This window comes from Roseiarcus fermentans (assembly GCF_003315135.1).
GTDB lineage: Bacteria > Pseudomonadota > Alphaproteobacteria > Rhizobiales > Beijerinckiaceae > Roseiarcus > Roseiarcus fermentans.
In genome coordinates this window covers 23,648-45,123 of sequence record NZ_QNRK01000014.1, presented here as the reverse complement: position 1 = coordinate 45,123, position 21,476 = coordinate 23,648, and the positions used below count along the sequence as shown (strand labels likewise).

Genomic DNA, 21,476 nt, shown 5'->3' with positions numbered 1-21,476 from the left:
ATTGGAGCGCGACCTCCAAAGTCGGCCAGACTGCAATGAAGTTGCAGTCTGGCCGACATGTCGTTGCGCCGTCCAACGATCCCCGCGACGACTTCTTCCGAAGTCAGGCCCCGACGCCACGACGACGCCGGCGCCGTCATCGCGACGGCTCAACGCATCGTGACCGTCGCCCCGCCGCGCGCGCCTTGCGGCGGCCGGGATGCTGGGCCAAAAGGGCGCGGCCCATGCGCCCCTCCATGCTCACCGCCCTGATCGTCGCCACCGCCCTGTTCATGGAGAACATGGACGGCACGGTGATCTCGACCTCGCTGCCGGCGATCGCGCACGACCTGAATCAGGACCCGATCGTCCTCAAGCTGGCGCTGACCTCCTACATGCTGACGCTGGCGGTGTTCATTCCCGCTTCCGGCTGGATCGCCGACCGGTTCGGCGCGCGCACGGTGTTCTGCTCGGCGATCGTCGTCTTCACCCTCGGCTCGATCCTCTGCGGCGCCTCGACTTCGCTCGAAACCCTGATCGCGGCGCGCGTCTTCCAGGGGCTCGGCGGGGCGATGATGGTGCCGGTCGGACGATTGGTGCTGCTGCGCAGCGTCGAGAAGAGCGATCTCGTCGACGCGCTCGCCTACCTCACCGTCCCGGCGCTGCTCGGTCCGGTCGCCGGCCCGCCGCTCGGCGGTTTCATCACCACCTACTTCCACTGGCGCTGGATCTTCTGGATCAACGTGCCGATCGGCCTGCTCGGCGTCGCCCTGTCGCTGCGCTACGTCGCCAACCTGCGCGAGGAAGTCGTGCCGCGCTTCGACTTCAAGGGCTTCGTCCTGTCGGGCGTGGGCCTGCTCGGCCTGATCTCCGGCCTGTCGCTGATCGGCCGCGGCATGGCGCCGGGCCTCGAGGTCGCGGCGCAGATCGCCGTCAGCCTCGTCCTGCTCGGCCTCTACGTCCGCCACGCCGGCCTCAACGAGGACGCCATCCTCGATTTGAGGCTCCTGAAGATCCCGACCTTCTTCGCCGGCGTGGCCGGCGGGCTGATCTTCCGCATCGGCATCGGCGCCTTGCCGTTTCTCCTGCCGCTCCTGCTGCAGATCGGCTTCGGCCTGACGCCGTTCGAATCCGGCTCGATGACCTTCGCCACCGCGCTCGGCGCGATGGCGATGAAGTTCACCGCCTCGACCGCGCTCAGACGGTTCGGCTTCCGACGCACGCTGATCGTCAACGCCGCCGTCTCGGGTCTGTTCATGGCGTCCTACGCGCTGTTCACGGCCGGGACGCCGCACTGGCTGATCTTCCTCGCCCTGCTCGCCGGCGGCTTCTTCCGCTCGCTCGAATTCACCGCGCTCAACGCCCTCTCCTACGCCGACATCGACCCGCCGCGGATGAGCCGCGCCACCAGCTTCGCCAGCGTCGCGCAGCAGATGTCGGGGGCGATCGGCGTCGCGGTCGCGGCGGTGTGCATCCAGTTGATCCAGGTCGGCTTCGGCGACGCGACGCTTCATTCGCGCGACCTGTCGCTCTCCTTCGTCGCGGTGGCGGTGGTGTCGAGCCTGTCCATGCTCGTCTTCATCAGACTGAAGCCGGAAGCTGGCGACTCGCTCGCCGCGCGGGCGCCGGCGAGCGAGGAAGCGACGGCGGCGGCGGAGTGAGGCGCGGCGGCGACGAGTTTGCTTTCCTCCGCCGCTGCGGGCGGGTATCGTCGAACTTTGCGACGGGCGGCGGGTATGGCGAGCACGGATTTGAAGCGGACATGACCCGGCTGATCCGGTTCGCCTGGATCGCCGGCGTCGCCGCGCTCGTCGCCCTCATCGCCTGGGCCGGCGCGGAACCGGTCGCGCGCGCGTTCGCGGCGGCGGGCTGGGGGTGCGTCGCCGTTGTGTGCCTCTTGCGCGCCGTTGCGGTCGCGGGCGCCGGGATCGGCTGGTTCGTCCTGTTCCCGCGCGGCCTCCGCCCCGCCGCGCTGACCTGCGTCGTCGTCCGTTTCGTACGCGAAGGCGGCAATGCGTTCCTGCCGTTCGGCAACGTCGGCGGCAACGTCATCGGGGCGCGGGCGCTGATCCTGCGCGGGGTCGCTGCGTCCCTCGCCGCCGCCAGCATCGTCGTCGACGTGCTGGCCCAGGCGGTCACCCAGGGCATTTTCGCCATCGCCGGCCTCGCGACGCTCGCCGCGATCGGGGCCGCGAGCGGCGTCGGAACGACGGTCGCGATCGTCGTCGCCTGCGCCGTTCCCGCGCTGTTCGGCTTTTATGCCCTTCAGCGGCCCTTCGGCCGGCGTTTCGTCAAGTCGGTGGCGACGCGCATGGCCGGCGAACGGGCATGGGCGTCGCTCGGCGCCGTCGACGCGCTCTACGCGCGCCTGGACGCGATCTACGCCAATCGCGCCAACCTCCTCGCCGCGGCCGCCATCCATCTGACGTTCTGGTTCGTCGGCGCGCTCGAAGTCTGGGCGATTCTGGCGTTCATGGGGCTGCCGGGGGGCTATCCGGAGGCGCTGGCGATCGAGAGCCTGACGCAGGCGATTCGCGGCGCGGCGTTCGCGATCCCCGGCGCGCTCGGCGTGCAGGAGGGCGGCCTGATCGCGCTCTGCGCGATCTTCGGCCTGCCGCCTGACGTGGCCATCGCCATGTCGCTGATCAAGCGCGTTCCCGACGTCGTGCTCGGCCTGCCGAGCCTCATCTACTGGCAAGTACTCGAGGGGCGGACCTTCTTCGGCGGCCGCCGCATCGCCGACGGGACGCGGAACCCGTGACGGCGATCGCGGTCGTCTGCCTGGTCGTGGCCGCCGCCGGCTGCCTCTATCTCCTCGCCGCGATCGTGGCCGCCTCGCCCCCCGTCGGCGAGGCCGCGCCGGCCCCGGCCGCATGGCCGTCCGCGACCATTCTGAAGCCCCTGCGCGGCGACGAACCCGCCCTGTCGAAAAACCTCGCCTCGTTCTGCGATCAGGACTATCCGGCGCCGGTGCAGATCGTGTTCGGCGTGCAGGCGGCCGACGACCCGGCGATCGCCGTCGTGACGCGCCTCGCGGCGCAATTCCCCGGCCGCGACCTCCGCCTCGTCGTCGACGCCGCGACTCACGGCGCCAACCGGAAAATCTCCAATCTGGTCAACATGGCGCCGGCGATCGCGCATGAGGTGGTCGTTCTCGCCGACAGCGACATCGCGGCGCCGAAGGATTACCTCCGCCGGGTCGCCGCGGCGCTCCTTCGGCCGGGCGTCGGCGGCGTCACCCTGGCCTATCACGGCGTTCCGGTCGCAGGATTCTGGTCGCAACTGTCGGCGCTGGCGATCGACGCGCATTTCCTGCCCAACGTGCTCCTCGGCCTGCGCCTCGGGCTGGCTGCGCCTTGTTTCGGGTCGACGATCGCGCTCCGCCGCCACGATCTCGACGCGATCGGCGGCTTCGCGGCCTTCGCCGACGTCCTCGCCGACGACTACGCCATCGGCGCCGCGCTGCGGGCGAGGGGCCTCGGCGTCGCCGCGCCGCGCCTTCTCGTCGGCCACGCCTGCGCGGAACGCTCGCTCGCGGAGCTGTGGCGGCACGAGATGCGCTGGGCGCGCACGATCCAGACGGTCGACTTCTGGGGATATCTCGGCTCCGCGGTCACCCATCCCCTCCCCTTCGCCCTTCTCGCCGCCGCGGCGGGCGCGCCGGTCCCGGGCCTCGCGCTCGCCGGACTGGCCATCGCCGGCCGCGTCGGGCTGTTGCGCGCCATAATGCGCAGCTACAGTCTGCCGACGCCCGCCTACTGGCTTCTCCCGTTGCGCGATCTCCTGTCGTTCGCGACCTTCGCCTGGAGCTTTTGCGGCCGGGAGGTTATCTGGCGAGGCGAGCGGCGCCGCGTGCTGCGGAACGGCGTCTTGACCGCGGATTGAAGGACCGACGACCCATGATGCGAACCCTGTTTCTGCAGGCGCCGTCTTTCGACGGTTTCGACGGCGGCGCCGGATCGCGCTACCAGGCCCGGCGCGAAGTCCAGTCGTTCTGGTATCCGACCTGGCTCGCCCAGCCCGCGGCGCTCGTCGAAGGCTCGAAGCTGATCGACGCGCCGCCGCACAGAATCGGCCTCGAGGAGGTGGTGAAACAGGCGCGGGACTACGATCTCGCCGTGCTGCATACCTCGACCCCCTCCTTCCGCAGCGACGTCAAGACGATCGAGGCGATGAAGGCCGCCAATCCCGACCTCAAGGTCGGGCTGATCGGGGCCAAGGTCGCCGTCGACGGCGACAAGAGCCTCGAAACGGCCCCGCTGGTCGACTTCGTCGCGCGCAACGAGTTCGACTTCGCCATCAAGGAGGCGGCCGAGGGTCGCGACCTCGCGACGATCACCGGCCTCACCTGGCGGAACAAGGCGGGCGCGATCGTGCGCAATCCCGACCGTCCCGTGCTCGAAAACATGGACCTGCTGCCGTTCGTCACCCCGGTCTACAAGCGCGATCTCACAATCGAGAATTACTTCAACGGCTACCTCAAGCACCCGTACCTCTCGTTCTACACCGGGCGGGGCTGCAAATCGCGCTGCACTTACTGCCTGTGGCCGCAGACCGTCGGCGGCCATCGCTACCGCACCCGCAGCGTCGGCCATGTGATCGAGGAGGTGCGCTGGGCCAGGGCCGCCTTCCCGCAGGTCAAGGAGTTCTTCTTCGACGACGACACGCTGACCGACGACGCGCCGCGCACCGAGGCGATCGCGCGGGAATTGGGCAAGCTCGGCATCGTCTGGGCCTGCAACGCCAAGCCCAACGTCAAGCGCTCCACCCTGAAGGTGATGAAGGACAACGGCTGCCGGCTGCTGCTGGTCGGCTACGAAAGCGGCAACCAACAGATCCTCCACAACATCAAGAAGGGCATTCTGGTCGACGTCGCCAAGCGCTTCACCAAGGATTGCCACGAGCTCGGCATCGTCATCCACGGCACGTTCATCCTCGGCCTGCCGGGCGAGACGTCGGAGACGATCCGGCAGACGATCCAGTACGCCAAGGAGATCAACCCGCACACCATCCAGGTGTCGCTGGCCGCGCCCTATCCCGGCACCTTTCTCTACAAGCAGGCGCTGGAGAACGGCTGGCTCGACGACGCCAACGCCGATCTGGTCAACGACGACGGGGTGCAGATCGCGCCCCTGCACTATCCCCACCTCGCCCATTCGGAGATTTTCCGCTCGGTGGACGAGTTCTACCGCAGCTTCTACTTCCGCATCCCGAAGATCGCCTCGATCGTCGGCGAGATGGCGCTGAGCCCGGAGATGATGAAGCGGCGGCTGAAGGAGGGCGTCGAGTTCTTCCGCTTCCTGCGCGAGCGCCGCGAGGTCGCGCCCTGAAGCGGCTCATCGTCACCGCCGACGATTTCGGGCTGGCGGAGGCGGTCAACGAGGCCGTCCAGCAGGCCCACGAGGAGGGCGTCCTCACCGCCGCGAGCCTGATGGTCGGGGGCGCCGCCGCGGCGGACGCCGTCGCGCGCGCCCGGCGCATGCCGAGCCTCAGGGTCGGGCTTCATCTCACCCTGAGCGACGACTGGCCGGTCCTGCCGGCGAAGGCGCTTCCCGACCTCGTCGTCAAGACCGGGGCGGCGGCCGGGCGGCTGCGCGGCGATCTCGCGACCCTCGGTCTCGCGATCGCGACGCGGGCCTCGGTGCGACGCCAGGTCGAAGCCGAGATCCGGGCGCAGTTCGAGGCCTACCAGGCGACCGGGCTCGCGCTCGACCACGTCAACGCGCATCGCCACTATCATCTTCACCCGACGATCCTCAGCGCCATCCTCGCGATCGGCGCGGATTTCGGCGCGCGGGCGTTGCGCACGCCGATCGAGCCGCTGGCCGACCTGCGGCGGGTCGAGCCGACGCCCCGCCCGCCGGTCGCCCTGTTGACCGCGCCCTGGGCGGCGGCGATGCGGCGACGGGTCCGCGCACGCGGCTGGCTCGCGGCGGACCGCGTGTTCGGCCTCGCCTGGTCGGGCCATATGACCGAGCCGCGGCTCGCCGGCCTGATCGCCGCCCTCCCGCCCGGCGTCACGGAAATCTACACCCACCCGGCGACCACGGCCGGCTTCGTCGGCGCGGCCGAGGGTTACGCCTACGGCGACGAACTCGCCGCGCTCCTGTCGCCGCGCTGCCGCGCCGCCGTTTTCAAAAACGCTGCTGCGGTCGGGGGTTACGCCGACATCAATCCCGCGTGACGAACGCGGCGGCCCGCTCGACGTCGAAGGGAACAGGGCGGTATAGTGCCGAACTGTCGTCCGTTTCGATCGACCCGGTCCGGCGCTTTCGAGCCGGTTTCCGCGCCCCGCTCCGGCGCGACGAGGAGAAGGAATGAAAATCATCCTCGCGCAGCCGCGCGGATTTTGCGCCGGCGTCGTGCGCGCCATCGACATCGTCGAGCGGGCGCTCGACAAATACGGGCCGCCGGTCTACGTCCGCCATGAGATCGTGCACAACCGCCACGTCGTCGAGCAGCTCAAGGCGAAGGGCGCGCGGTTCGTCGAGGAGCTGAGCGAGGTGCCGGCTGGCGCGCTGACGATCTTCAGCGCCCACGGCGTGTCGCGGAAGGTCGAAGAGGAGGCCCGGTCGCTGGCGCTGCCGACGATCGACGCGACCTGCCCGCTGGTGACCAAGGTTCACAACGAGAGCGGCCGCTACGTGGCGCAGGGGCGGATCTTGATCGTGATCGGCCATGCCGGGCATCCGGAGATCGAGGGAACGCTCGGCCGCATCGACGGCGAGGCGCATCTCGTCGAGAACGAGGCGGACGTGGACCGGCTCGCGGTTTCCTCCGACGCGCCGATCGCCTATGTCACCCAGACGACGCTGAGCGTCGACGACACGCGCGGCGTGATCGCCGCCCTGCACCGCCGGTTCAGCGATGTGCTGGGACCCTCGACCCGCGACATCTGTTATGCGACGCAGAACCGGCAGACCGCCGTGCGCGAACTGGCGCAAATGGTCGACGTCATCGTCGTCGTCGGGGCGAGAAACAGCTCAAACTCGAACCGGCTGCGCGAAATCGGCGCGCAGGCGGGGCTGCCGAGCTACCTCGTCGCCGACGGCGCCGAGATCGATCCGGCGTGGTTCCGTGGGCATGAGGCCGTCGGGGTGACCGCCGGCGCCTCCGCCCCCGAAGTTCTCGTCGACGACGTGGTGCGCGCCCTCGAGCGCCTCGCGCCATCGCTGGTGTCGGTTCAGGACGGGCCGGAAGAAAGCGTCAGCTTTCGGCTTCCAGCCGAACTGGCGCTCTGATCGTTACAGGTTTCAAAGGAGCCGCTCCTCATGGGCATACCCCTTCGGCAGGTCATCGGCGTCGGCGCCTATGTCGTGCGCCAGCATCTCGCCGGCCGGAAGCGCTATCCGCTGGTGCTGATGCTGGAGCCCCTGTTCCAGTGCAACCTGGCCTGCGCCGGCTGCGGCAAGATCGACTATCCGGACCCGATCCTGGCCAAGCGCCTGTCGGTCGAGGACGCGCTCGCGGCGGTCGACGAATGCGGCGCGCCGGTGGTGGTGCTCGCCGGCGGCGAGCCGCTGCTGCACAAGGAGCTGCCGGAGATCGTGCGCGGCGCGGTGGCGCGGAAAAAATTCGTCATCGTCTGCACCAACGCCCTCCTGCTGCAGAAGAAGATCGACCAGTACCAGCCCGGCCCCTTTTTCACCTGGTCGATCCACCTCGACGGCGACCAGGAGGGGCACGACAAATCGGTGTGCCAGCCGGGCGTGTACGACCGCGCCGTCGCCGCCCTGAAGCTGGCGAAGGCCAAGGGTTTTCGCGTCACGATCAACAGCACGTTCTTCAACGACGCCGACCCCGCGCGGGTCGCCGCGTTCTTCGACGAGGTGACGGCGCTCGGCGTCGACGGGATCACGGTGTCGCCCGGCTACGCCTATGAGCGCGCCCCCGACCAGACGCATTTCCTGAACCGAACGGCCACCAAGGAGCTGTTCCGCGCCATTTTCCGCCGCGGCGACCGCGCCCGCAAATGGGCGTTCAACCAGTCTGGCCTGTTTCTGGATTTCCTCGCCGGCAACGAGACCTATCGCTGCACCCCGTGGGGCAACCCGACCCGCAACGTGTTCGGCTGGCAGCGGCCCTGCTACCTTCTCGGCGAGGGCTACGCGAAGTCTTTCCGCGAACTGATGGAGGAGACGGACTGGGACGCCTATGGCGTCGGCAATTACGAGAAATGCGCCGACTGCATGGTCCACAGCGGCTTCGAGGCGACGGCGGTGGCGGACTCGGTCAGGCGGCCGTGGAAGGCGCTGGCGGTGTCGCTGCGCGGGGTGCGGACGGAAGGCCCGATGGCGCCGGACATTCCGCTCGACCGGCAGCGCCCGGCCGAATTCGTGTTCGAGCGCGGCGTGGCGGAGAAGCTGTCGGAGATGCGGCCCGACAAGGTGGGGGAGAAGGCCATGTAGCGGTCTGAGCCGACCGTTGTTTCGCTCGCCCTTCCGGGTCGAACGGGCGGCGGGGTAAGCGGGCGTACACGCCCGATCCTGCAGGCCCGCTGCCGCCCGACCAAAAGAGTGATACGGGCGGGACTTGCCCTTTCGCTCGCCAGGCCTACGCGAGATACGCCGCCGGCTCCGCAGACAGTCCGGCATGAACCTGCCGGGTGACCGGGTCCGCCAGAACTTCCGCCTGACCCGCTTCCAGCGCCGCGAGCGTCTGGCTCACGACCGCCTCGGGAGCGATCTTCGGTCCCGGCGCGCCGCGCGCCATGTCGGTGTCGATGAAGGCGGCGTGCACCGCGACGAGTTGCGTCCCCTGGGCCTTCAGCTCCTGACGCAGGGCGTTGCCGAGCGCCCATGCCGCCGCCTTGGACGCGCTGTAGGCGCCGCTCTGCCCAGCCAACGTGAGCCAGCTCAGCACCGAAAGCACGTTCACGACGGCGCCGCCGCCGTTGGCCGCCAGCACGGGCGCGAAAGCCTGCGTCAGCCGCAGCGGCCCGACCGCATTGGTCTCGAACTGGCGCCGCAGCGCCTCCGTCGCATTCGGCGACAGCAGGGGTCCGAACTCGGCGACGCCCGCGTTGTTGATCAGGAGGGTCACGTCGGCGAGTTCCCGCGCCAGCGCCTCGACTTGCTCCGGTTTTGTCACATCGAGTCGAACCGGCGTGACGCCCGGCGTCGTCACCGCGGCGGGATCGCGGGCCGCGCCGTAGACTTTGGCCGCGCCGGCCGCGAGCAAACCGCGGGCGAAAGCCGCGCCGAGACCGCGGTTGGCGCCGGTGACGAGCGCGACAGAACCTTGAACCTTCATGGCTGCTTCCTTTCAGACTTGCGCAGTGACGAATGCGACGGCTTCGGCGACGACGCCGGGATCGGAGAGAATGCGGCGGTGGCCCAGGCCCTCGACGCGCCGGTGGCGTGCGCCCGGCCAGGCGGCGGCGCTCTCGACGCTGTCTTCGATCGGGACCGTGCGGTCGTCGGCCGAGTGGATGAACAAGGCGCGCTGGCCGAGGCTCGGGGCGCGACGCGGCAGGGAGATGTCGCGGACATCCTGACCGATCGCCTTCCGCAAGAGGCCCAACATCGCCTCGGCGCCCTCTGCGGCAAGCCCGGCGGCGGCCGCAAATCCGCGTGCATAGCGCTCGTAATGCGCGGGCGACGCGATCAGGATCACCCGTTCGGCGTCGAGGCCGCCGTACAAGGCCTCGACGACGACCGGCGAACCCATCGAGTGGGCGACGACAGCGCGCAGCGGCCCGATCGCCTTCCCGACGGCGTGAAGCGCCACGGCGGCCTGCGGGATCGACATGCGGCGGCCGGCCGAGCGCCCGTGCGCCGGCAGATCCATCGCCAGCACCGAGCAGCCGGCCTCGAGGAGCGGCGCCACGAACGCGGCGAGGTCCGACGCCTGACCCTCCCAGCCATGCAACAGCAGAACCGCAGGGCCCGACCCCGCCTGCGTCAAGGCGATCTCGCCTTCCGGCGTCTCGATGCGCAGGTCGGCGGCGCCCGGCATGGCGAGCGGCAGGAGCCGCTTCGGCTGCGCCGGCGTCAGGAAGGCTTGCGCAACCTGCTCCGGACTCGGGCGGTTCGCGGCGATCGTTTCGCTCATGTCGGGCTCCATTATATGATGAACGTCATATTTTTACGCAACGAACCGATCGGGACCGCCGCCCGGTTTCAGACGGGTTGCGACGTCAGGTGGCCGAGAGCGGCTTCCCGCAGGTCCTCCGCCAGCTTCGGATCGTCGACGGCCCGAGCCAGAAGCAGCGCTCCAACCATCGTCGCCACGGTGACCAGCGCGCGCTCATGCGCGCCCGGGCGTCCCCAGTCCGGAGACTGTCGCGCCACGAGGTCGATGAACTCCTTGATGCGCCGGGTGGCGGCGCGCCGAACCTCGGGGGCCTGACGGGGCATTTCCGAACCGAGCGCGACCACCGGGCATCCGATCGCCACGCCGTCGGCGTGGGCCTTCGACAGATAGGCGCGCAGCAGCGCCCGCAAGGACTCCTGTGGCGGAGCCGCCGCCGCGACGCGCTCGAGGGCTGCAATTCCATGCGCGCCGGCGAGGTCGGCCGCCTCGGCGAGCATCGCCTCCCGCGAACCGAAATGCGCGTAGAAACCGCCGTGGGTCAGCCCGACGGACTTCATGATGTCGGCCACGCCGGTTCCGTCGTATCCGGTGGCGCGAATGGACCGCGCCGCCGCGTCGACGATGCGGCGATGCGTCTCTTCCTTACGGCTGGAAGGTTTTGGTTGGCGGCGTGCGATTTTCATATTATGGCTATCATATCGACGGAGCGGATCTTTGACAAGCGCCTGAAACCGGTCCCGTCGCGACGACATCTGAACACATGAGGAAGGCGGCCCGTGAAAAATTCTGCCGTTCTTGCGCCGCCCGCCGCCGCTCCCGCGCCGCCGGCTGAAATGAGCGCGCGGACGCTTCTCCTGCTCGAGGGTCCGATCGTTCCGACGCTGCTGCGGCTCGCCTGGCCGAACGTGCTCGTCATGGTTGCGCAGGCTTCGACCGGGCTGATCGAGACGTTTTGGGTCTCGCGGCTCGGAACCAACGCGCTCGCAGGCATGGCCCTGGTCTTTCCCGGCGTCATGATGATGGCCATGCTGTCGGCCGGCGCGGTCGGCGGCGGCATTTCGTCCGCCGTCGCGCGGGCGCTCGGTTCCGGTCGGCGCGCCGACGCGGATGCGCTCGTCCTGCATGCGCTTCTGATCAATTGCGCGCTCGGCCTCCTGACCTCGGCGCTGTTCCTGGTTTTCGGCCGCCAGATCTATGCTGCGATGGGCGGCCGGGGCGGATCGCTCGACGCCGCGATGGCCTATTCGAACGTGGTTTTCGCGGGCAATATCGTGCTGTGGCTGATGAATGCGCTGGCGAGCGTCATCCGCGGCTCGGGCGAGATGCTGTTTCCGTCGACCGTCGTGTGCGTCGGCGTCGCGCTGCTGATCCCCCTCTCGCCGCTCTTCATCTTCGGGCTCGGCCCGGTTCCGGCGATGGGGATCGCCGGCGGCGGCGCCGCGGTGGTCGCGACGACGGCGCTCATGGCGGTCATCCTCGCCTGGTACATTCTGTCCGGAAATAGCGTCGTCCGGCTGCGGATCGCGCGCCTCGAGCCGGCTTTCTTCGCCGACATTCTCAGAGTCGGCGGCGTCGGGACGCTGAGCACGCTGCAAACGACGCTGACCGTCGCATTGACCACGGGCATCGTCGGCGCGGCCGCGGGGCCCGACGCGGTCGCGGGCTACGGAACGGGCTCCCGGCTCGAGTATCTCCTGATCCCGTTGGTGTTCGGCCTCGGCGCGCCTCTGGTCGCCATGGTCGGCGTCAATATCGGCGCGGGCCAGAAAGAGCGGGCGCTGCGCATTGCGATGACGGGCGCGGCGCTCGCCTTCGTCGCCTGCGAGGCGATCGGCCTCGCCGCGGCCTTGTGGCCCTCGGCCTGGCTGAGGCTGTTCGGCGACGATCCCATGATGATCGCGACGGGAAGCGCCTATCTGCGCTTCGTCGGTCCGGCCTACGGGTTCTTCGGCCTGGGGCTCGCGCTTTATTTCGCGTCGCAGGGCGCCGGGCGGCTGATGTGGCCGTTGCTCGGCGGATTCGCCCGGCTGGTCATCGCCGTTGGCGGCGGTTGGCTCGCGCTCGCCCTGACCGGGTCGCTGCCGCTTGTTTTCGTGATGCTCGGGGCCGCTCTCGCCGCCTATGGCGCGATCGTCGGAATTGCGGTGCGCTCAGGCGTGTGGTTCAGGAAGGACCGGCTCGCGCTGCGCGCGGCGAGCGTTTCGAGCTGACCGGATCGACGGCGACCGGGACCGCCGGCCGGCGTGGCGCAGGGGCCGCAGGGCGCTGGTCCGATCACCCCGCCGATGTCGAAGGACAGCGCCGGATCGGGTCCGGTCCTCCAACGGCTCCAGCCGTCAGAGTCCGACCGCCAGCCTGCCGCAACGCCGGAGCATGCGGAACGCCGCGCCGCTGTCGAAAGCCGCCGCGATCAGTCCCGGAAGCGCGGCGGGCGAACGGGCGAGCCCCCTGACCACGGCCCCGACGTCGACCTCGCCGTCGGCGTCGAGCGCGGCCAGGACGAGCGGCGGCAGGTCGCGGTCGGCGGGGTCGCTGACGGCGCGCAGGATGGCGAACGGCGCGCCCCGCGCGCGGGCGAAGCGGCCGGCGGCGAGGCTTTCCATGTCGACCGCGGCGGCGCCGGTTGTCTCGCGCAGCGCGCGTTTCTCCCCGGCGGTCAGGACGGGAGCGTCCGCGGCCGCGAATTTTCCACGCGTCGCCGGCACGCCCGCCTCGGCGAGGCGGCGTTCCAGCGCAAGCGTCAACGCTTCGTCCGTCGCGACGCTTTCGCTCCGAGCCACGACCTCGGACCCGAGCAGGACATCGCCGCTGCGCAGGCTTGGATCGAGCCCGCCGCAGAGGCCGAAACTGACGACCATCCGAAGCGGCGTGTCGGCGAGCGCGGCGAACCGCGCCTGCAACGTCGCCCCATTGCCGAACGCCACGATCGCGCCCGGACCGGCCGCGAGCGCCGCTTCGCGTTTCAGCCCGCAGACGATCAGGACGGACGAAATCTGCGAGCGAGGCGCAGCCATCAGCGCGGATGGAGAATGGCTTCGGCCACGTCCGTCCTTGCGAGCGCGGCGAGGCAATCCAACCGCCTGCGCAGCGGCGTGGCTTGCTTCGTCGCTGCGCTCCTCGCAAAGACGCGACAAGATCGATCTGAGTTCATCTCGCCTCCGACTTCACATGCCGAACGCGACGCTGCGGCTGTTGGCGCGCCTGAGGTTGCGGTAGCGCGCCAGCGCCCAGAGCGGGAAGAATTTGGAATAGCCGTGGTAGCGCAGGTAGAAGATGCGCGGAAAGCCGGTCGCGGTGTGGAACGGCTCGTCCCAAAAACCGTCCGCGCCTTGCGTCGCTGCGAGCCAGGCGACGCCGCGCGCGACCGAGGGATTGTCGATCTCGCCCGCCGCCATCAGGCCGAGCAGCGCCCAGCCGGTCTGCGAAGCCGTGCTCGGGCTCGGACGATAGCCTTGGTAGTCGAGCCGATAGCTGTCGCCCGCCTCCCCCCAGCCGCCGTCGGCGTTCTGGATGCGAACCAGCCAGTCGACCGCGCGCCTCACGCACGGCGCGGCGGAATCGACTCCCGCGGCGTTGAGGGCGCACAGCGCCGACCATGTGCCGTAGACGTAGTTCATCCCCCAGCGGCCGAACCAGCTGCCGTCCTTTTCCTGGCTCGCAATCAGCGCGTCGAGGCCGCGCGCGAGCGACGGGCTCGTCTCGCGGGTGTCGCCGAGCTGGGCCAGCATCGAGACGCAGCGCGCCGTCACGTCGGCCGTCGGCGGGTCGAGCAGCGCGCCGTGGTCGGCGAACGGGATGTTGTTGAGAACCTCGTGGGTGTTGTCGGCGTCGAAGGCGCCCCAGGCGCCGTCCCGGCTCTGCAGGCCCTCGATCCATTCCTTCGCCCGCCCGATCGCGGCGGCGTCCCGGTGCGAACTGCGCCCGCTCGCCCGGTCCATCGCCATCGCCACGACAGCGGTGTCGTCGAGGTCGGGATAATGGGCGTTGGCGTACTGGAAGGCCCAGCCGCCGGGGCGGACGTTCGGGCGCCCGACAGCCCAGTCCCCCTTCACCTCGAGCACCTGCCGCGGCCGCAGCCAGGCGAGGCCGGCGCTCGCCGCCGCTTCCGCCGTCTCGCCGCCGACCTCGATCAGCGCATGCGCCGTGAGCGCCGTGTCCCAGACCGGCGAGACGCAAGGCTGGCAATAGGCCTCGTCGTCGCCGACGACCAGCAGCCGCTCGATCGACTCCCGCGCCGCGACGAGACGCGGATCGTCGGACGGGACGCCGAGCGCGTCGAACATCAGCACGCTGTTGACCATGGCCGGGAAGATCGCGCCGAGGCCGTCGACCCCGTTGAGGCGCTCGGTGACGAAGACCTCGGCGCGATTGATCGCGTGGGCTCGGGTCGCGGGCGGAAAGTAAGGCTCGGCGCGCTTCAGGACCGCATCGACGGCGTCGAAGAAGCGAATCCAGCCGGGAGACTGGTGGGCGCCCTTCGGCCAGCGCCGCACCGTGTCGGGCGGCGCGACGAACAATTCGTCGATTGCGACGCCGCGCGGGTTTTTCGCCCTCGGCTTCAGCGCCTGGAGGACCAGCAGCGGCACGAGCACGGTGCGCGCCCAGTACGAGATCTTGCTGAGGTGGAACGGAAACCAGCGCGGCAGCAGCATGATCTCGACCGGCATCGCCGGCGTGCCGCGCCACGGAATGGCGCCGTACAGCGCCAGCAGGAAGCGGGTGAAGACGTTGCTGGCGGCCGCGCCGCCGTGCGCCAGCACGGCTTGACGAGCCCGCGCCATATGCGGCGCCTGGGAATCGTCGCCGATCATCTTGAGCGCGAAATAGGCCTTGACGCTGGCGCTGATGTCGAACGCGCCGTCGTGGAACAGCGGCCAGCCGCCGTGCGCGCCCTGGATCCGGCGCAGATAGACGGCGATCTTGCGCTCGAGCTCCACGTCCGGCGTTTCGCCGCGGAAATGGCGGAACAGCACGTATTCCGCCGGGATGGTGGCGTCGGCCTCGAGTTCGAAACACCAGTGGCCGTCCGGCTGCTGCCGGGCGAGCAGCGCCGCGGAGGCGGCGCGGATGCGCCGCTCGACCGTTTCGAGCGACGCCGTGTCGTCGATGGACAGACTCATCGCGAACCCCCCGCTTTCCCGCGCCGCCCGGTCACGACCGCCGCCGCCGCGTAGCCCGAGCGCACCGCGCCTTCGATCGTCGCCGGCAGTCCGGTCTGCGTCCAGTCACCGGCGAGGGCGACATTGGCGAAGGCGGTGCGCGCCGGCGGACGCCGGGCGTCCTGGGCCGGCGTCGCGGCGAAGGTCGCCCGCTTCTCCTTGACGATCTGCCACGGCGGAAGGTCCGGGCCGTAGCCGCCGAGCGCTGCGACCTCGGCCCAGATCGCCCGCGCCAGCGCCTCCCGCGGCTCGTCGATCAGGCGATCGGCGCCGCTGATGGTCGTCGACACGTGCTCGGGATAGGAGAAGATCCATTGCGTCAGGCCGTTGACGACGCCGAGGATCAGCGGCTGATCCCCGGCTGGCGCGACCCGGAAATGCGCGTTGACGATCGCGCGGAATTCGTCGGGCGCGTCGAGATCGGGCAGCAGTTCCCGCGCCACCGGCGGCGGCACGGCCAGAATGACGGCGTCGTCGCCGGCGAGCGCCGTTCGCCCATCCGCGAAATCGAGGCCTGCCGCACGCCCGGCGGCGAAGGCCACGCCGCGCAGGCGCGCGCCGAACCGGACCGTCGCCCCGCGGGACGCGAGATGAAGCAGCGCGGGCTCGACGAAACAGGCCGACAGTCCGCCGACCGCGACCAGCGGACGGCAGGCGCGCCCGCCCGCGAACAGCGTCTCGCGCAGCATCGCGGCTGCGAGCCGCGCCGAGCCCTCGGCCGGGTCGGTGTTCAACGCGGCGAGCAGAACCGGACCCCAGAGGCGGTCGTAGAGCGGCCCCGAGCAGGTCATCACCTCGCCGAGCGACGCTGTTTTGGCGGCCGTCAACGTCGCGAGCGGCGCGAGATAGGCGCTGAGCGGCGCGCCGGGAACGCGGCGGCGGGAATCGAGAAGCCACCACGGCGCCCGGCCGTCGCTGGGATGCAGCCGCCAGCGTTCGCCGGTCTTCAGGTCGGCGAAATCGAACATCGCCGACGCCGGGCCTTGCAGCCGGGCGCGCGAGCCGATGCGGTCGAGATAGTCGAGCGCGGCGTGGTTGCCGGACAGCAGCAGGTGATTGCCGTTGTCGATGGCAAGGCCGAGCGCCGGATCCTGGTACGATCGGCAGCGGCCGCCGGCCGTCGCCGCCGCTTCGTGCAGGACCACCCGGACCCCCTCGTCCGCCAGCCGCACGGCGGCGCTCAGGCCCGCGACGCCGGCCCCGACGACATGGACGACGCTCATGCGAGGCCGTACCGGAGGAGCGCGCCGAGGACGCGCAACCGGTCGGCGCCGATGCGCCGGCGCGGCGGCGCGAACCCGCGCGCCTGCATGCGATCGAGGATCGACTGGTAGGCCGCGGCCATCAGGCGCGGCGCGCGGACGGCGGCTCTCGGCTCCCCGGCCATGATTCGTCCGGATTCGACGAAATGCGCGCGCGCCCGCGCCGCGACCTCCACGCAAGCGCGGGCAAGCCGCGGATCGGCGGCCGCCGCGAGCGGCTCGTCCGAGGACACCCCCGCCGCCGTCAGCGCCTCGCGCGGCAGGTAGAGCCGTCCGATCGCGGCGTCTTCGTCGATGTCGCGCAAGATGTTGGTCAGTTGCAGGGCGCGGCCGAGATGGTGGGCGAGCGCCTCGCCGGCCGCCTCGTTCATGCCGAAGATGCGCACGGAAAGCCGCCCGACGGCGCTCGCGACGCGATCGCAGTAGAGATCGAGGGTCGCCCAGTCGGGCGCGCGAATGTTCTCGGCGGCGTCCATCGCCATGCCGTCGATCACCGCGTCGAAGTCCGCCTTTCGCAGGCCGAAGCGGCGCACCGCTTCGGCGAGGTCGCTCAGCGCCGCGACCGGACGCCCGGCATAGAGGCCGTCGATCTCCGCCCGCCAGCGGTCGAGACCGGCCATCCGGGAAGCGGACGGCCCCGAGCCGTCGGCGATGTCGTCGACCGCGCGGCAGAAGTCGTAGACCGCATACATGGCCTTGCGCCGCTGCTCGGGCAAAATGCGCATCGCGAGGTAAAACGAGCTTCCGGTCGCCGCGGGAACGGCCGGCGCGCCGATCTCACTCATGGGCGGATTGTCCCGGTCGCCGCAGCGCCTTCGTCAGCAGGGACCAGCAGCCGCCGAGGACGCCGCGCCCGGCGACGATCGCGGCCGCCGCCTTGCCGAGATGCACGTCGTCGGCGAGCGGGTCGCGGGTCGAGATGCGACGGACGAGAGTCCCGGCCAACGCCTGGATCGCCGCGATTTCCAGCGCGAGCCGCGGGTTGGCCGTTTGCCCGGCGAGGGGCGCGGCGTCGGCGACGAGCGCCGCGGTCCGCCCGGCGAGATCGTGGACGGCGGCGAGCAGCGGCGGAGCGGACCGGGCGGCCGCGAGCATCTCGACCCCGGCGCCGTGTTGGGCGAGCGTGGCCTCGGGCAGGTAGACGCGGTCGAGCCGGCGATAATCGGCGGCGCAGTCCTGCAGGTGGTTGATGACCTGAAGCGCCGCGCACAGCGGGTCGGACGCCCGCCACGCAGCGCGGTCCTCGCCGTGCAGGTCGAGCACGAAGCGCCCGACCGGCGCCGCCGACAGCCGGCAATAGTCCATGAGCTCGTCCCAACTCGCGTAGCGGCGCTTGCTCACGTCGAGCCGGAACGCCTCGAGCAGATCGAAGGCATGGCGGGGCGAGAGCCCGCGCTCGGCGAGAACGCGGCGCAGCGGCTCGGCGTCTGGATCGCCGGCCCCGCGGCCCGACAGCGTATCGCCGAGCCGGTCCAGCAGCGCGAGCTTCTGCTCCGGCGCCAGCGACGGGTGGTCGGCGACGTCGTCGGCGGCGCGGGCGAATCGATAGAAGGCCAGGATCGGCTGACGATAGGTCGCGCCGACCAGCCACGACGCCACGGGAAAGTTCTCGTCTTCGTGGCCCTTGCCCGATGCTGCGACGGCCGCAGAGGTCATGCGCTGTCCATTCCGCTCGTCGAGGCCTGGTAGCGACCTTTCCAGTGGCCTCCGCGCCCGCGCCAATGCTGGAGAGCCGACTCGATCGTGAACACCGTATAGACGGCTGCGATCACCGGCAAGGCGACGCCCGCCGCCGCAGGCTGGCGATAGAACCGCAGCATCGGCGTGAAGGCGAGCGCCATCAGCGCCCAGGCGATCAGGCCCGCCGCCCGCTCGGCGCCGTCGGCGAACACGGCCAACAGCGGCGGCGCGAGATAGGTCACGACCATGCCGGCGACCGCGCCGATCAGGAGGAGCGGCGAGTAGCGCAATTGCGCGTAGGCGGAGCGGACGATCATGGCCCCGAAATCGGCGACGTCCGGGTGGGCGCGCAGGCTCGTCACATCGTCGGTGAGCCCGAGCCAGATCGGTCCCTGCCGCTTCATCGCCGCGGCCAGGGCGCAGTCGTCGATCAGGGCGCCGCGCAGGGTCTCGAGCCCGCCGGCCGCGGCGAGCGCCTGCCGGCGAACCAGCATGCAGCCTCCGGCCGCCGCCGCGGTTTTCGATCGCGAATCGTTGACCCAGGCGAAGGGATAGAGCTTCTGGAAGAAAAACACGAAGGCCGGCGCCAGCAGGCGCTCGGCCAGGCTGACGCACCGGAGCTTCGCCATCAGCGACGCGAGCGCCGCGTCCCGCGACCGGGCGATGGCGACGAGGCGGCGAAGCGTCTGCGGCGCATAGGCGATGTCGGCGTCGGTGAAGAGGACGAACTCGGGCGAATTCCCGCCGGCTTCGAGCGCCGCGAGGCCCTGGCGCATCGCCCAGAGCTTGCCGGTCCAGCCCCCCGGCGTCGCCGAGCCGGTCACGACCTGGACGCGGTCGGCCTGCCCGACCGCCGCGGCGGCCGCGCGCGCCGCCGCCGCCGTGCCGTCGGCGCTCTCGTCGTCGACGATCACCAGCGACAGCCGCCCGGGATAGTCCTGCCTCAGGAGCGACGTCACGCTCGCCGCGATCACCGCCGCTTCGTCGCGCGCCGGCATGACGGCGATCACGTCCGGCGCGCCGGCGGTCGTCAGCGGCGGTTCGCGGAGTCGGGCGAACGCCGCGTCGTCGCGCTCGCGGCAGAGCCAGAACCCGCCTCTGGCCGCGATCAGATACGCCCAGACGGCGACCGGGACGAGGGCGGCGAGGGCGGCGATCATCGCAGGTAGCCCGTGGCGGCGAACCAGGCGAGCGCGTCGCTCAAGCCTTCGCGATACGGCCGCGTGACGTAGCCGAGCCGGCGGCGCGCCTTGGCGTCGTCGAAGTACATGCGGTGGCGCGACATGCGCAGACCGTCGACCGTGACGAAGGGTTCGCGCGACCCGAAGCGGGCGAAAAACTCGGCGGCGTAAGCCACCGGATAGAGCAGCGCCCGCGGCGCCCGCAGCGTCGGCGGCGCGCGGCCGACGCTGCGCGCGATGTCGGCGAGCATGGCGGAGAAGGCGACGTTCTCGCCGCCGAGAATGTAGCGCTCGCCGATTTCGCCGCGCCGCAGGGCGGCGAGATGACCGGCGGCCACGTCGTCGACGTGGACGAGGTTCAGTCCGGTGTCGACGAAAGCGGGAATCCGCCCGGTCGCCGCCTCGACGATGATTCGACCGGTCGGCGTCGGCTTCACGTCGCGCGGGCCGACCGGGGTGGACGGATTGACGATCACCACCGGCAGGCGATCGCGCCGCGCCATCGTCTCGACGAGGCGTTCGGCTGCGACCTTGCTGCGCTTGTAGGCGCCGATCGCCTCGCCTTCCGCCAGCGGCCGGCTCTCGTCGGCCGGGGCGCCGTCGCCGAGCTTCAGGGTCGCGACGCTGCTCGTGTAGACGACGCGTTCGACGCCGGCGGCGAGGCACGCCTCCATGACGCGGCGCGTCCCTTCGACGTTGGTGCGGACGATCTCGGCCGGGTCGCGCGCCCAGAGGCGATAGTCGGCGGCGGCATGAAAGACGAAGCGGACGCCCTTCATGGCCGCGGCCAGCGACGCGCGGTCGGCGAGATCGCCCTCGCAGACCGTGTCGAGCGGCGAGATGTTGACCCGCGAACTGGAGCGGCGGACCAGCACACGCACGGGATGGCCGGCGGCGCGCGCGGCCGCGGCGATCGCCGAGCCGACGAAGCCGCTCGCCCCGGTGACGAGGACGGGAGACGCGTCAGCCGCGATGTCCATCGGCCCGCTGCGTCACTGCGCCCTCGACGAGGGAAACACGGGGGGCTTCTCAGCCGTTCAGCAGCGCATCGGTGCGCTGGCGCAACGTCTTGACCAGGGCGTCGGCGCCGCCGCCGCCGGCGAGAATCGAGGCGAATTCGTCGCGGCGAGTCGCGAGGTCGCTGATCGTTCCGTTGAAATAGACGTCGATCACCCGCCCGCCGCGGACGAGATAGTTGATCGCGACGCTGCGTCCGCCGCTCTGAATCAGCTTCGTCTTGACGACTTCGCCGCCGCCGCGCGGCTCCGCTGTCGTCTGCGGCTCGACCTCGAAGCTCTCTCCCGAATATTCTTTCACGAGGCTCGCGTAGTCCGCGACCAGGAAGCGGGAGAAGGCCTCGCGAACCGCGGCCTGCTGGGCAGGCGTGAACGTGCTCCACGCCGGGCCGGCGGCGTATCGCGTCATCGCGGCGAGATCGAAGGCCGAGCCGATCGCCGGCGTGAAGCGCCGGTCGCGCTCGCGCACGCTCAGGCTGTCGGCCTGCTTCAGGGTCGGCAGGAGCTCCTGGTAATAGGCGTGAATGCGCCGCGCCGCCGGCGCCTCCTGAGCTTGCGCCGACATCGGCAAGAGGCTGAGAAAGGCGGTCAACGCCGCGATCAGAGCCGCTGAAATGCTCGGCTTGCAAAGCTTCATGGCTGTCCAACCCTCTGCCGGCGCGGACCGCAAGCGACCGCGGTCCAGCCTTAGACCCCATTTTGGGAATCGTGTCGAGATCGGTTTCCCGGCGCGGCGGGCCGGAGCGCCCGGCGGGCTCGACGTCCGCGATCAGAAGCGGAACATGAGCCCGCCCGTCATCGGCGCGTCGGGCGAGTCGCGCCCCGCCTTGATGGTGAAGCCGCCCTGAGGCTGGACGGGCACGGTCGTCTCCGAGGGCGGGAATCCCGCGCCCTTGCCTTTGCTCACGCCGACCGGCGACCCGTAGGGATCCGAAAATGAAATGGCGGCGAGGCCCGCTGGCCGGGGAGCGCCGGCCGTCTTCGCCCGCGTCGCATGCGGCTTGACCGGGTTGCGCGGCGCAGTCAGGACTTCCTTCGCCGACGCCTGCGTCAGGGCGAGGAGACACGCCAATCCTGCGAGGGCCGGCCGTCGTCTCATATCCACAGCTCTTTCGTGGATGCGTTAACCGGGAGTTTACGAACAATCGCCTCGTTGCGCAAATG

Annotated in this window: 20 protein-coding genes; 8 read left to right on the top strand and 12 right to left on the bottom strand. The window is 70.6% G+C overall.

Annotated elements, in window-relative coordinates:
• The first annotated feature begins 224 nt into the window (after nucleotides 1-224).
• From DFR50_RS13720 to hpnH, 7 genes are all read left to right on the top strand, one after another.
• On the top strand, nucleotides 225-1,640 hold the full coding sequence (locus DFR50_RS13720; protein ID WP_113889841.1) for an MFS transporter: 1,416 nt from the start codon (nucleotides 225-227) through the stop codon (nucleotides 1,638-1,640).
• Nucleotides 1,641-1,741: 101 nt separating this feature from the next.
• Nucleotides 1,742-2,740, top strand: a complete 999-nt coding sequence (locus DFR50_RS13715; RefSeq protein WP_147262762.1) for a flippase-like domain-containing protein — start codon at nucleotides 1,742-1,744, stop codon at nucleotides 2,738-2,740.
• The gene (gene hpnI / locus DFR50_RS13710; protein WP_113889839.1) at nucleotides 2,737-3,864 is read left to right on the top strand and encodes a bacteriohopanetetrol glucosamine biosynthesis glycosyltransferase HpnI; all 1,128 of its coding nucleotides are present in this window, start codon (nucleotides 2,737-2,739) and stop codon (nucleotides 3,862-3,864) included. Before DFR50_RS13715 ends, hpnI begins: the two co-directional genes overlap by 4 nt.
• Nucleotides 3,865-3,881: 17 nt before the next feature.
• Complete coding sequence (gene hpnJ, locus DFR50_RS13705; protein ID WP_113889954.1) at nucleotides 3,882-5,309, top strand: hopanoid biosynthesis associated radical SAM protein HpnJ; 1,428 nt, start codon at nucleotides 3,882-3,884, stop codon at nucleotides 5,307-5,309.
• Nucleotides 5,306-6,163: a hopanoid biosynthesis-associated protein HpnK gene (hpnK, locus tag DFR50_RS13700; protein WP_113889955.1), complete on the top strand. Its 858-nt coding sequence runs from the start codon at nucleotides 5,306-5,308 to the stop codon at nucleotides 6,161-6,163. The genes hpnJ and hpnK overlap by 4 nt, the downstream gene beginning before the upstream one ends.
• A gap of 133 nt (nucleotides 6,164-6,296) precedes the next feature.
• Nucleotides 6,297-7,220 carry a 4-hydroxy-3-methylbut-2-enyl diphosphate reductase gene (ispH, locus tag DFR50_RS13695; RefSeq protein ID WP_113889838.1) on the top strand — a complete coding sequence of 308 codons (924 nt, stop codon included), beginning with the start codon at nucleotides 6,297-6,299 and terminating at the stop codon, nucleotides 7,218-7,220.
• A gap of 30 nt (nucleotides 7,221-7,250) precedes the next feature.
• A complete protein-coding gene (gene hpnH / locus DFR50_RS13690; RefSeq protein WP_113889837.1) occupies nucleotides 7,251-8,387 on the top strand; it encodes an adenosyl-hopene transferase HpnH in 1,137 nt (378 codons plus the stop codon).
• Between the two features lie 145 nt (nucleotides 8,388-8,532).
• On the opposite strand, the gene DFR50_RS13685 is transcribed toward hpnH, so the two are convergent.
• The 3 genes from DFR50_RS13685 to DFR50_RS13675 all read right to left on the bottom strand — a co-directional run bounded on the left by DFR50_RS13685 (nucleotide 8,533) and on the right by DFR50_RS13675 (nucleotide 10,697).
• On the bottom strand, nucleotides 8,533-9,231 hold the full coding sequence (locus DFR50_RS13685; RefSeq protein ID WP_113889836.1) for an SDR family oxidoreductase: 699 nt from the start codon (nucleotides 9,229-9,231) through the stop codon (nucleotides 8,533-8,535).
• 12 nt (nucleotides 9,232-9,243) lie between these two features.
• Nucleotides 9,244-10,032: an alpha/beta fold hydrolase gene (locus DFR50_RS13680; protein WP_113889953.1), complete on the bottom strand. Its 789-nt coding sequence runs from the start codon at nucleotides 10,030-10,032 to the stop codon at nucleotides 9,244-9,246.
• Nucleotides 10,033-10,100: 68 nt separating this feature from the next.
• Nucleotides 10,101-10,697, bottom strand: a complete 597-nt coding sequence (locus DFR50_RS13675) for a TetR/AcrR family transcriptional regulator (protein ID WP_113889835.1) — start codon at nucleotides 10,695-10,697, stop codon at nucleotides 10,101-10,103.
• A 93-nt stretch (nucleotides 10,698-10,790) separates the two neighbouring features.
• Between DFR50_RS13675 and DFR50_RS13670 the strand changes: the two genes are divergently transcribed.
• The gene (locus DFR50_RS13670; protein WP_245427756.1) at nucleotides 10,791-12,224 is read left to right on the top strand and encodes an MATE family efflux transporter; all 1,434 of its coding nucleotides are present in this window, start codon (nucleotides 10,791-10,793) and stop codon (nucleotides 12,222-12,224) included.
• Nucleotides 12,225-12,350: 126 nt separating this feature from the next.
• On the opposite strand, the gene DFR50_RS13665 is transcribed toward DFR50_RS13670, so the two are convergent.
• The 9 genes from DFR50_RS13665 to DFR50_RS13625 form a co-directional block, all read right to left on the bottom strand.
• Nucleotides 12,351-13,028 (bottom strand): phosphorylase family protein, encoded by a 678-nt coding sequence (locus DFR50_RS13665; RefSeq protein WP_113889834.1) that lies wholly within the window; start codon nucleotides 13,026-13,028, stop codon nucleotides 12,351-12,353.
• A gap of 150 nt (nucleotides 13,029-13,178) precedes the next feature.
• On the bottom strand, nucleotides 13,179-15,134 hold the full coding sequence (gene shc, locus DFR50_RS13660) for a squalene--hopene cyclase (protein WP_113889833.1): 1,956 nt from the start codon (nucleotides 15,132-15,134) through the stop codon (nucleotides 13,179-13,181).
• Nucleotides 15,131-16,396, bottom strand: coding sequence for a hydroxysqualene dehydroxylase HpnE (hpnE, locus tag DFR50_RS13655; RefSeq protein WP_113889832.1), 1,266 nt, complete (start codon nucleotides 16,394-16,396; stop codon nucleotides 15,131-15,133). Before hpnE ends, shc begins: the two co-directional genes overlap by 4 nt.
• Nucleotides 16,393-17,220, bottom strand: coding sequence for a presqualene diphosphate synthase HpnD (gene hpnD, locus DFR50_RS13650; RefSeq protein WP_113889831.1), 828 nt, complete (start codon nucleotides 17,218-17,220; stop codon nucleotides 16,393-16,395). The genes hpnE and hpnD overlap by 4 nt, the downstream gene beginning before the upstream one ends.
• Nucleotides 17,213-18,091 (bottom strand): squalene synthase HpnC, encoded by an 879-nt coding sequence (hpnC, locus tag DFR50_RS13645; protein ID WP_113889830.1) that lies wholly within the window; start codon nucleotides 18,089-18,091, stop codon nucleotides 17,213-17,215. The genes hpnD and hpnC overlap by 8 nt, the downstream gene beginning before the upstream one ends.
• On the bottom strand, nucleotides 18,088-19,275 hold the full coding sequence (locus DFR50_RS13640) for a glycosyltransferase (RefSeq protein ID WP_113889829.1): 1,188 nt from the start codon (nucleotides 19,273-19,275) through the stop codon (nucleotides 18,088-18,090). Before DFR50_RS13640 ends, hpnC begins: the two co-directional genes overlap by 4 nt.
• Complete coding sequence (gene hpnA, locus DFR50_RS13635; protein WP_113889828.1) at nucleotides 19,272-20,276, bottom strand: hopanoid-associated sugar epimerase; 1,005 nt, start codon at nucleotides 20,274-20,276, stop codon at nucleotides 19,272-19,274. The genes DFR50_RS13640 and hpnA overlap by 4 nt, the downstream gene beginning before the upstream one ends.
• Nucleotides 20,277-20,325: 49 nt before the next feature.
• On the bottom strand, nucleotides 20,326-20,949 hold the full coding sequence (locus tag DFR50_RS13630) for an ABC transporter substrate-binding protein (protein WP_113889827.1): 624 nt from the start codon (nucleotides 20,947-20,949) through the stop codon (nucleotides 20,326-20,328).
• Nucleotides 20,950-21,081: 132 nt separating this feature from the next.
• Complete coding sequence (locus DFR50_RS13625) at nucleotides 21,082-21,411, bottom strand: hypothetical protein (RefSeq protein ID WP_147262761.1); 330 nt, start codon at nucleotides 21,409-21,411, stop codon at nucleotides 21,082-21,084.
• Nucleotides 21,412-21,476 lie beyond the last annotated feature (65 nt).

Coding starts and splice junctions, on each gene's coding strand:
- ispH (WP_113889838.1), top strand. CDS start 6,297: ATGAAAATCATCCTCGCGCAGCCGCGCGGATTTTGCGCCGGCGTCGTG.
- hpnH (WP_113889837.1), top strand. CDS start 7,251: ATGGGCATACCCCTTCGGCAGGTCATCGGCGTCGGCGCCTATGTCGTG.
- DFR50_RS13625 (WP_147262761.1), bottom strand. CDS start 21,411: ATGAGACGACGGCCGGCCCTCGCAGGATTGGCGTGTCTCCTCGCCCTG.
- hpnJ (WP_113889954.1), top strand. CDS start 3,882: ATGCGAACCCTGTTTCTGCAGGCGCCGTCTTTCGACGGTTTCGACGGC.
- DFR50_RS13675 (WP_113889835.1), bottom strand. CDS start 10,697: ATGAAAATCGCACGCCGCCAACCAAAACCTTCCAGCCGTAAGGAAGAG.
- DFR50_RS13715 (WP_147262762.1), top strand. CDS start 1,742: ATGACCCGGCTGATCCGGTTCGCCTGGATCGCCGGCGTCGCCGCGCTC.
- DFR50_RS13685 (WP_113889836.1), bottom strand. CDS start 9,231: ATGAAGGTTCAAGGTTCTGTCGCGCTCGTCACCGGCGCCAACCGCGGT.
- shc (WP_113889833.1), bottom strand. CDS start 15,134: ATGAGTCTGTCCATCGACGACACGGCGTCGCTCGAAACGGTCGAGCGG.
- DFR50_RS13640 (WP_113889829.1), bottom strand. CDS start 19,275: ATGATCGCCGCCCTCGCCGCCCTCGTCCCGGTCGCCGTCTGGGCGTAT.
- DFR50_RS13680 (WP_113889953.1), bottom strand. CDS start 10,032: ATGAGCGAAACGATCGCCGCGAACCGCCCGAGTCCGGAGCAGGTTGCG.
- hpnE (WP_113889832.1), bottom strand. CDS start 16,396: ATGAGCGTCGTCCATGTCGTCGGGGCCGGCGTCGCGGGCCTGAGCGCC.
- hpnA (WP_113889828.1), bottom strand. CDS start 20,276: ATGGACATCGCGGCTGACGCGTCTCCCGTCCTCGTCACCGGGGCGAGC.
- DFR50_RS13665 (WP_113889834.1), bottom strand. CDS start 13,028: ATGGCTGCGCCTCGCTCGCAGATTTCGTCCGTCCTGATCGTCTGCGGG.
- hpnC (WP_113889830.1), bottom strand. CDS start 18,091: ATGACCTCTGCGGCCGTCGCAGCATCGGGCAAGGGCCACGAAGACGAG.
- hpnD (WP_113889831.1), bottom strand. CDS start 17,220: ATGAGTGAGATCGGCGCGCCGGCCGTTCCCGCGGCGACCGGAAGCTCG.
- DFR50_RS13630 (WP_113889827.1), bottom strand. CDS start 20,949: ATGAAGCTTTGCAAGCCGAGCATTTCAGCGGCTCTGATCGCGGCGTTG.
- DFR50_RS13720 (WP_113889841.1), top strand. CDS start 225: ATGCGCCCCTCCATGCTCACCGCCCTGATCGTCGCCACCGCCCTGTTC.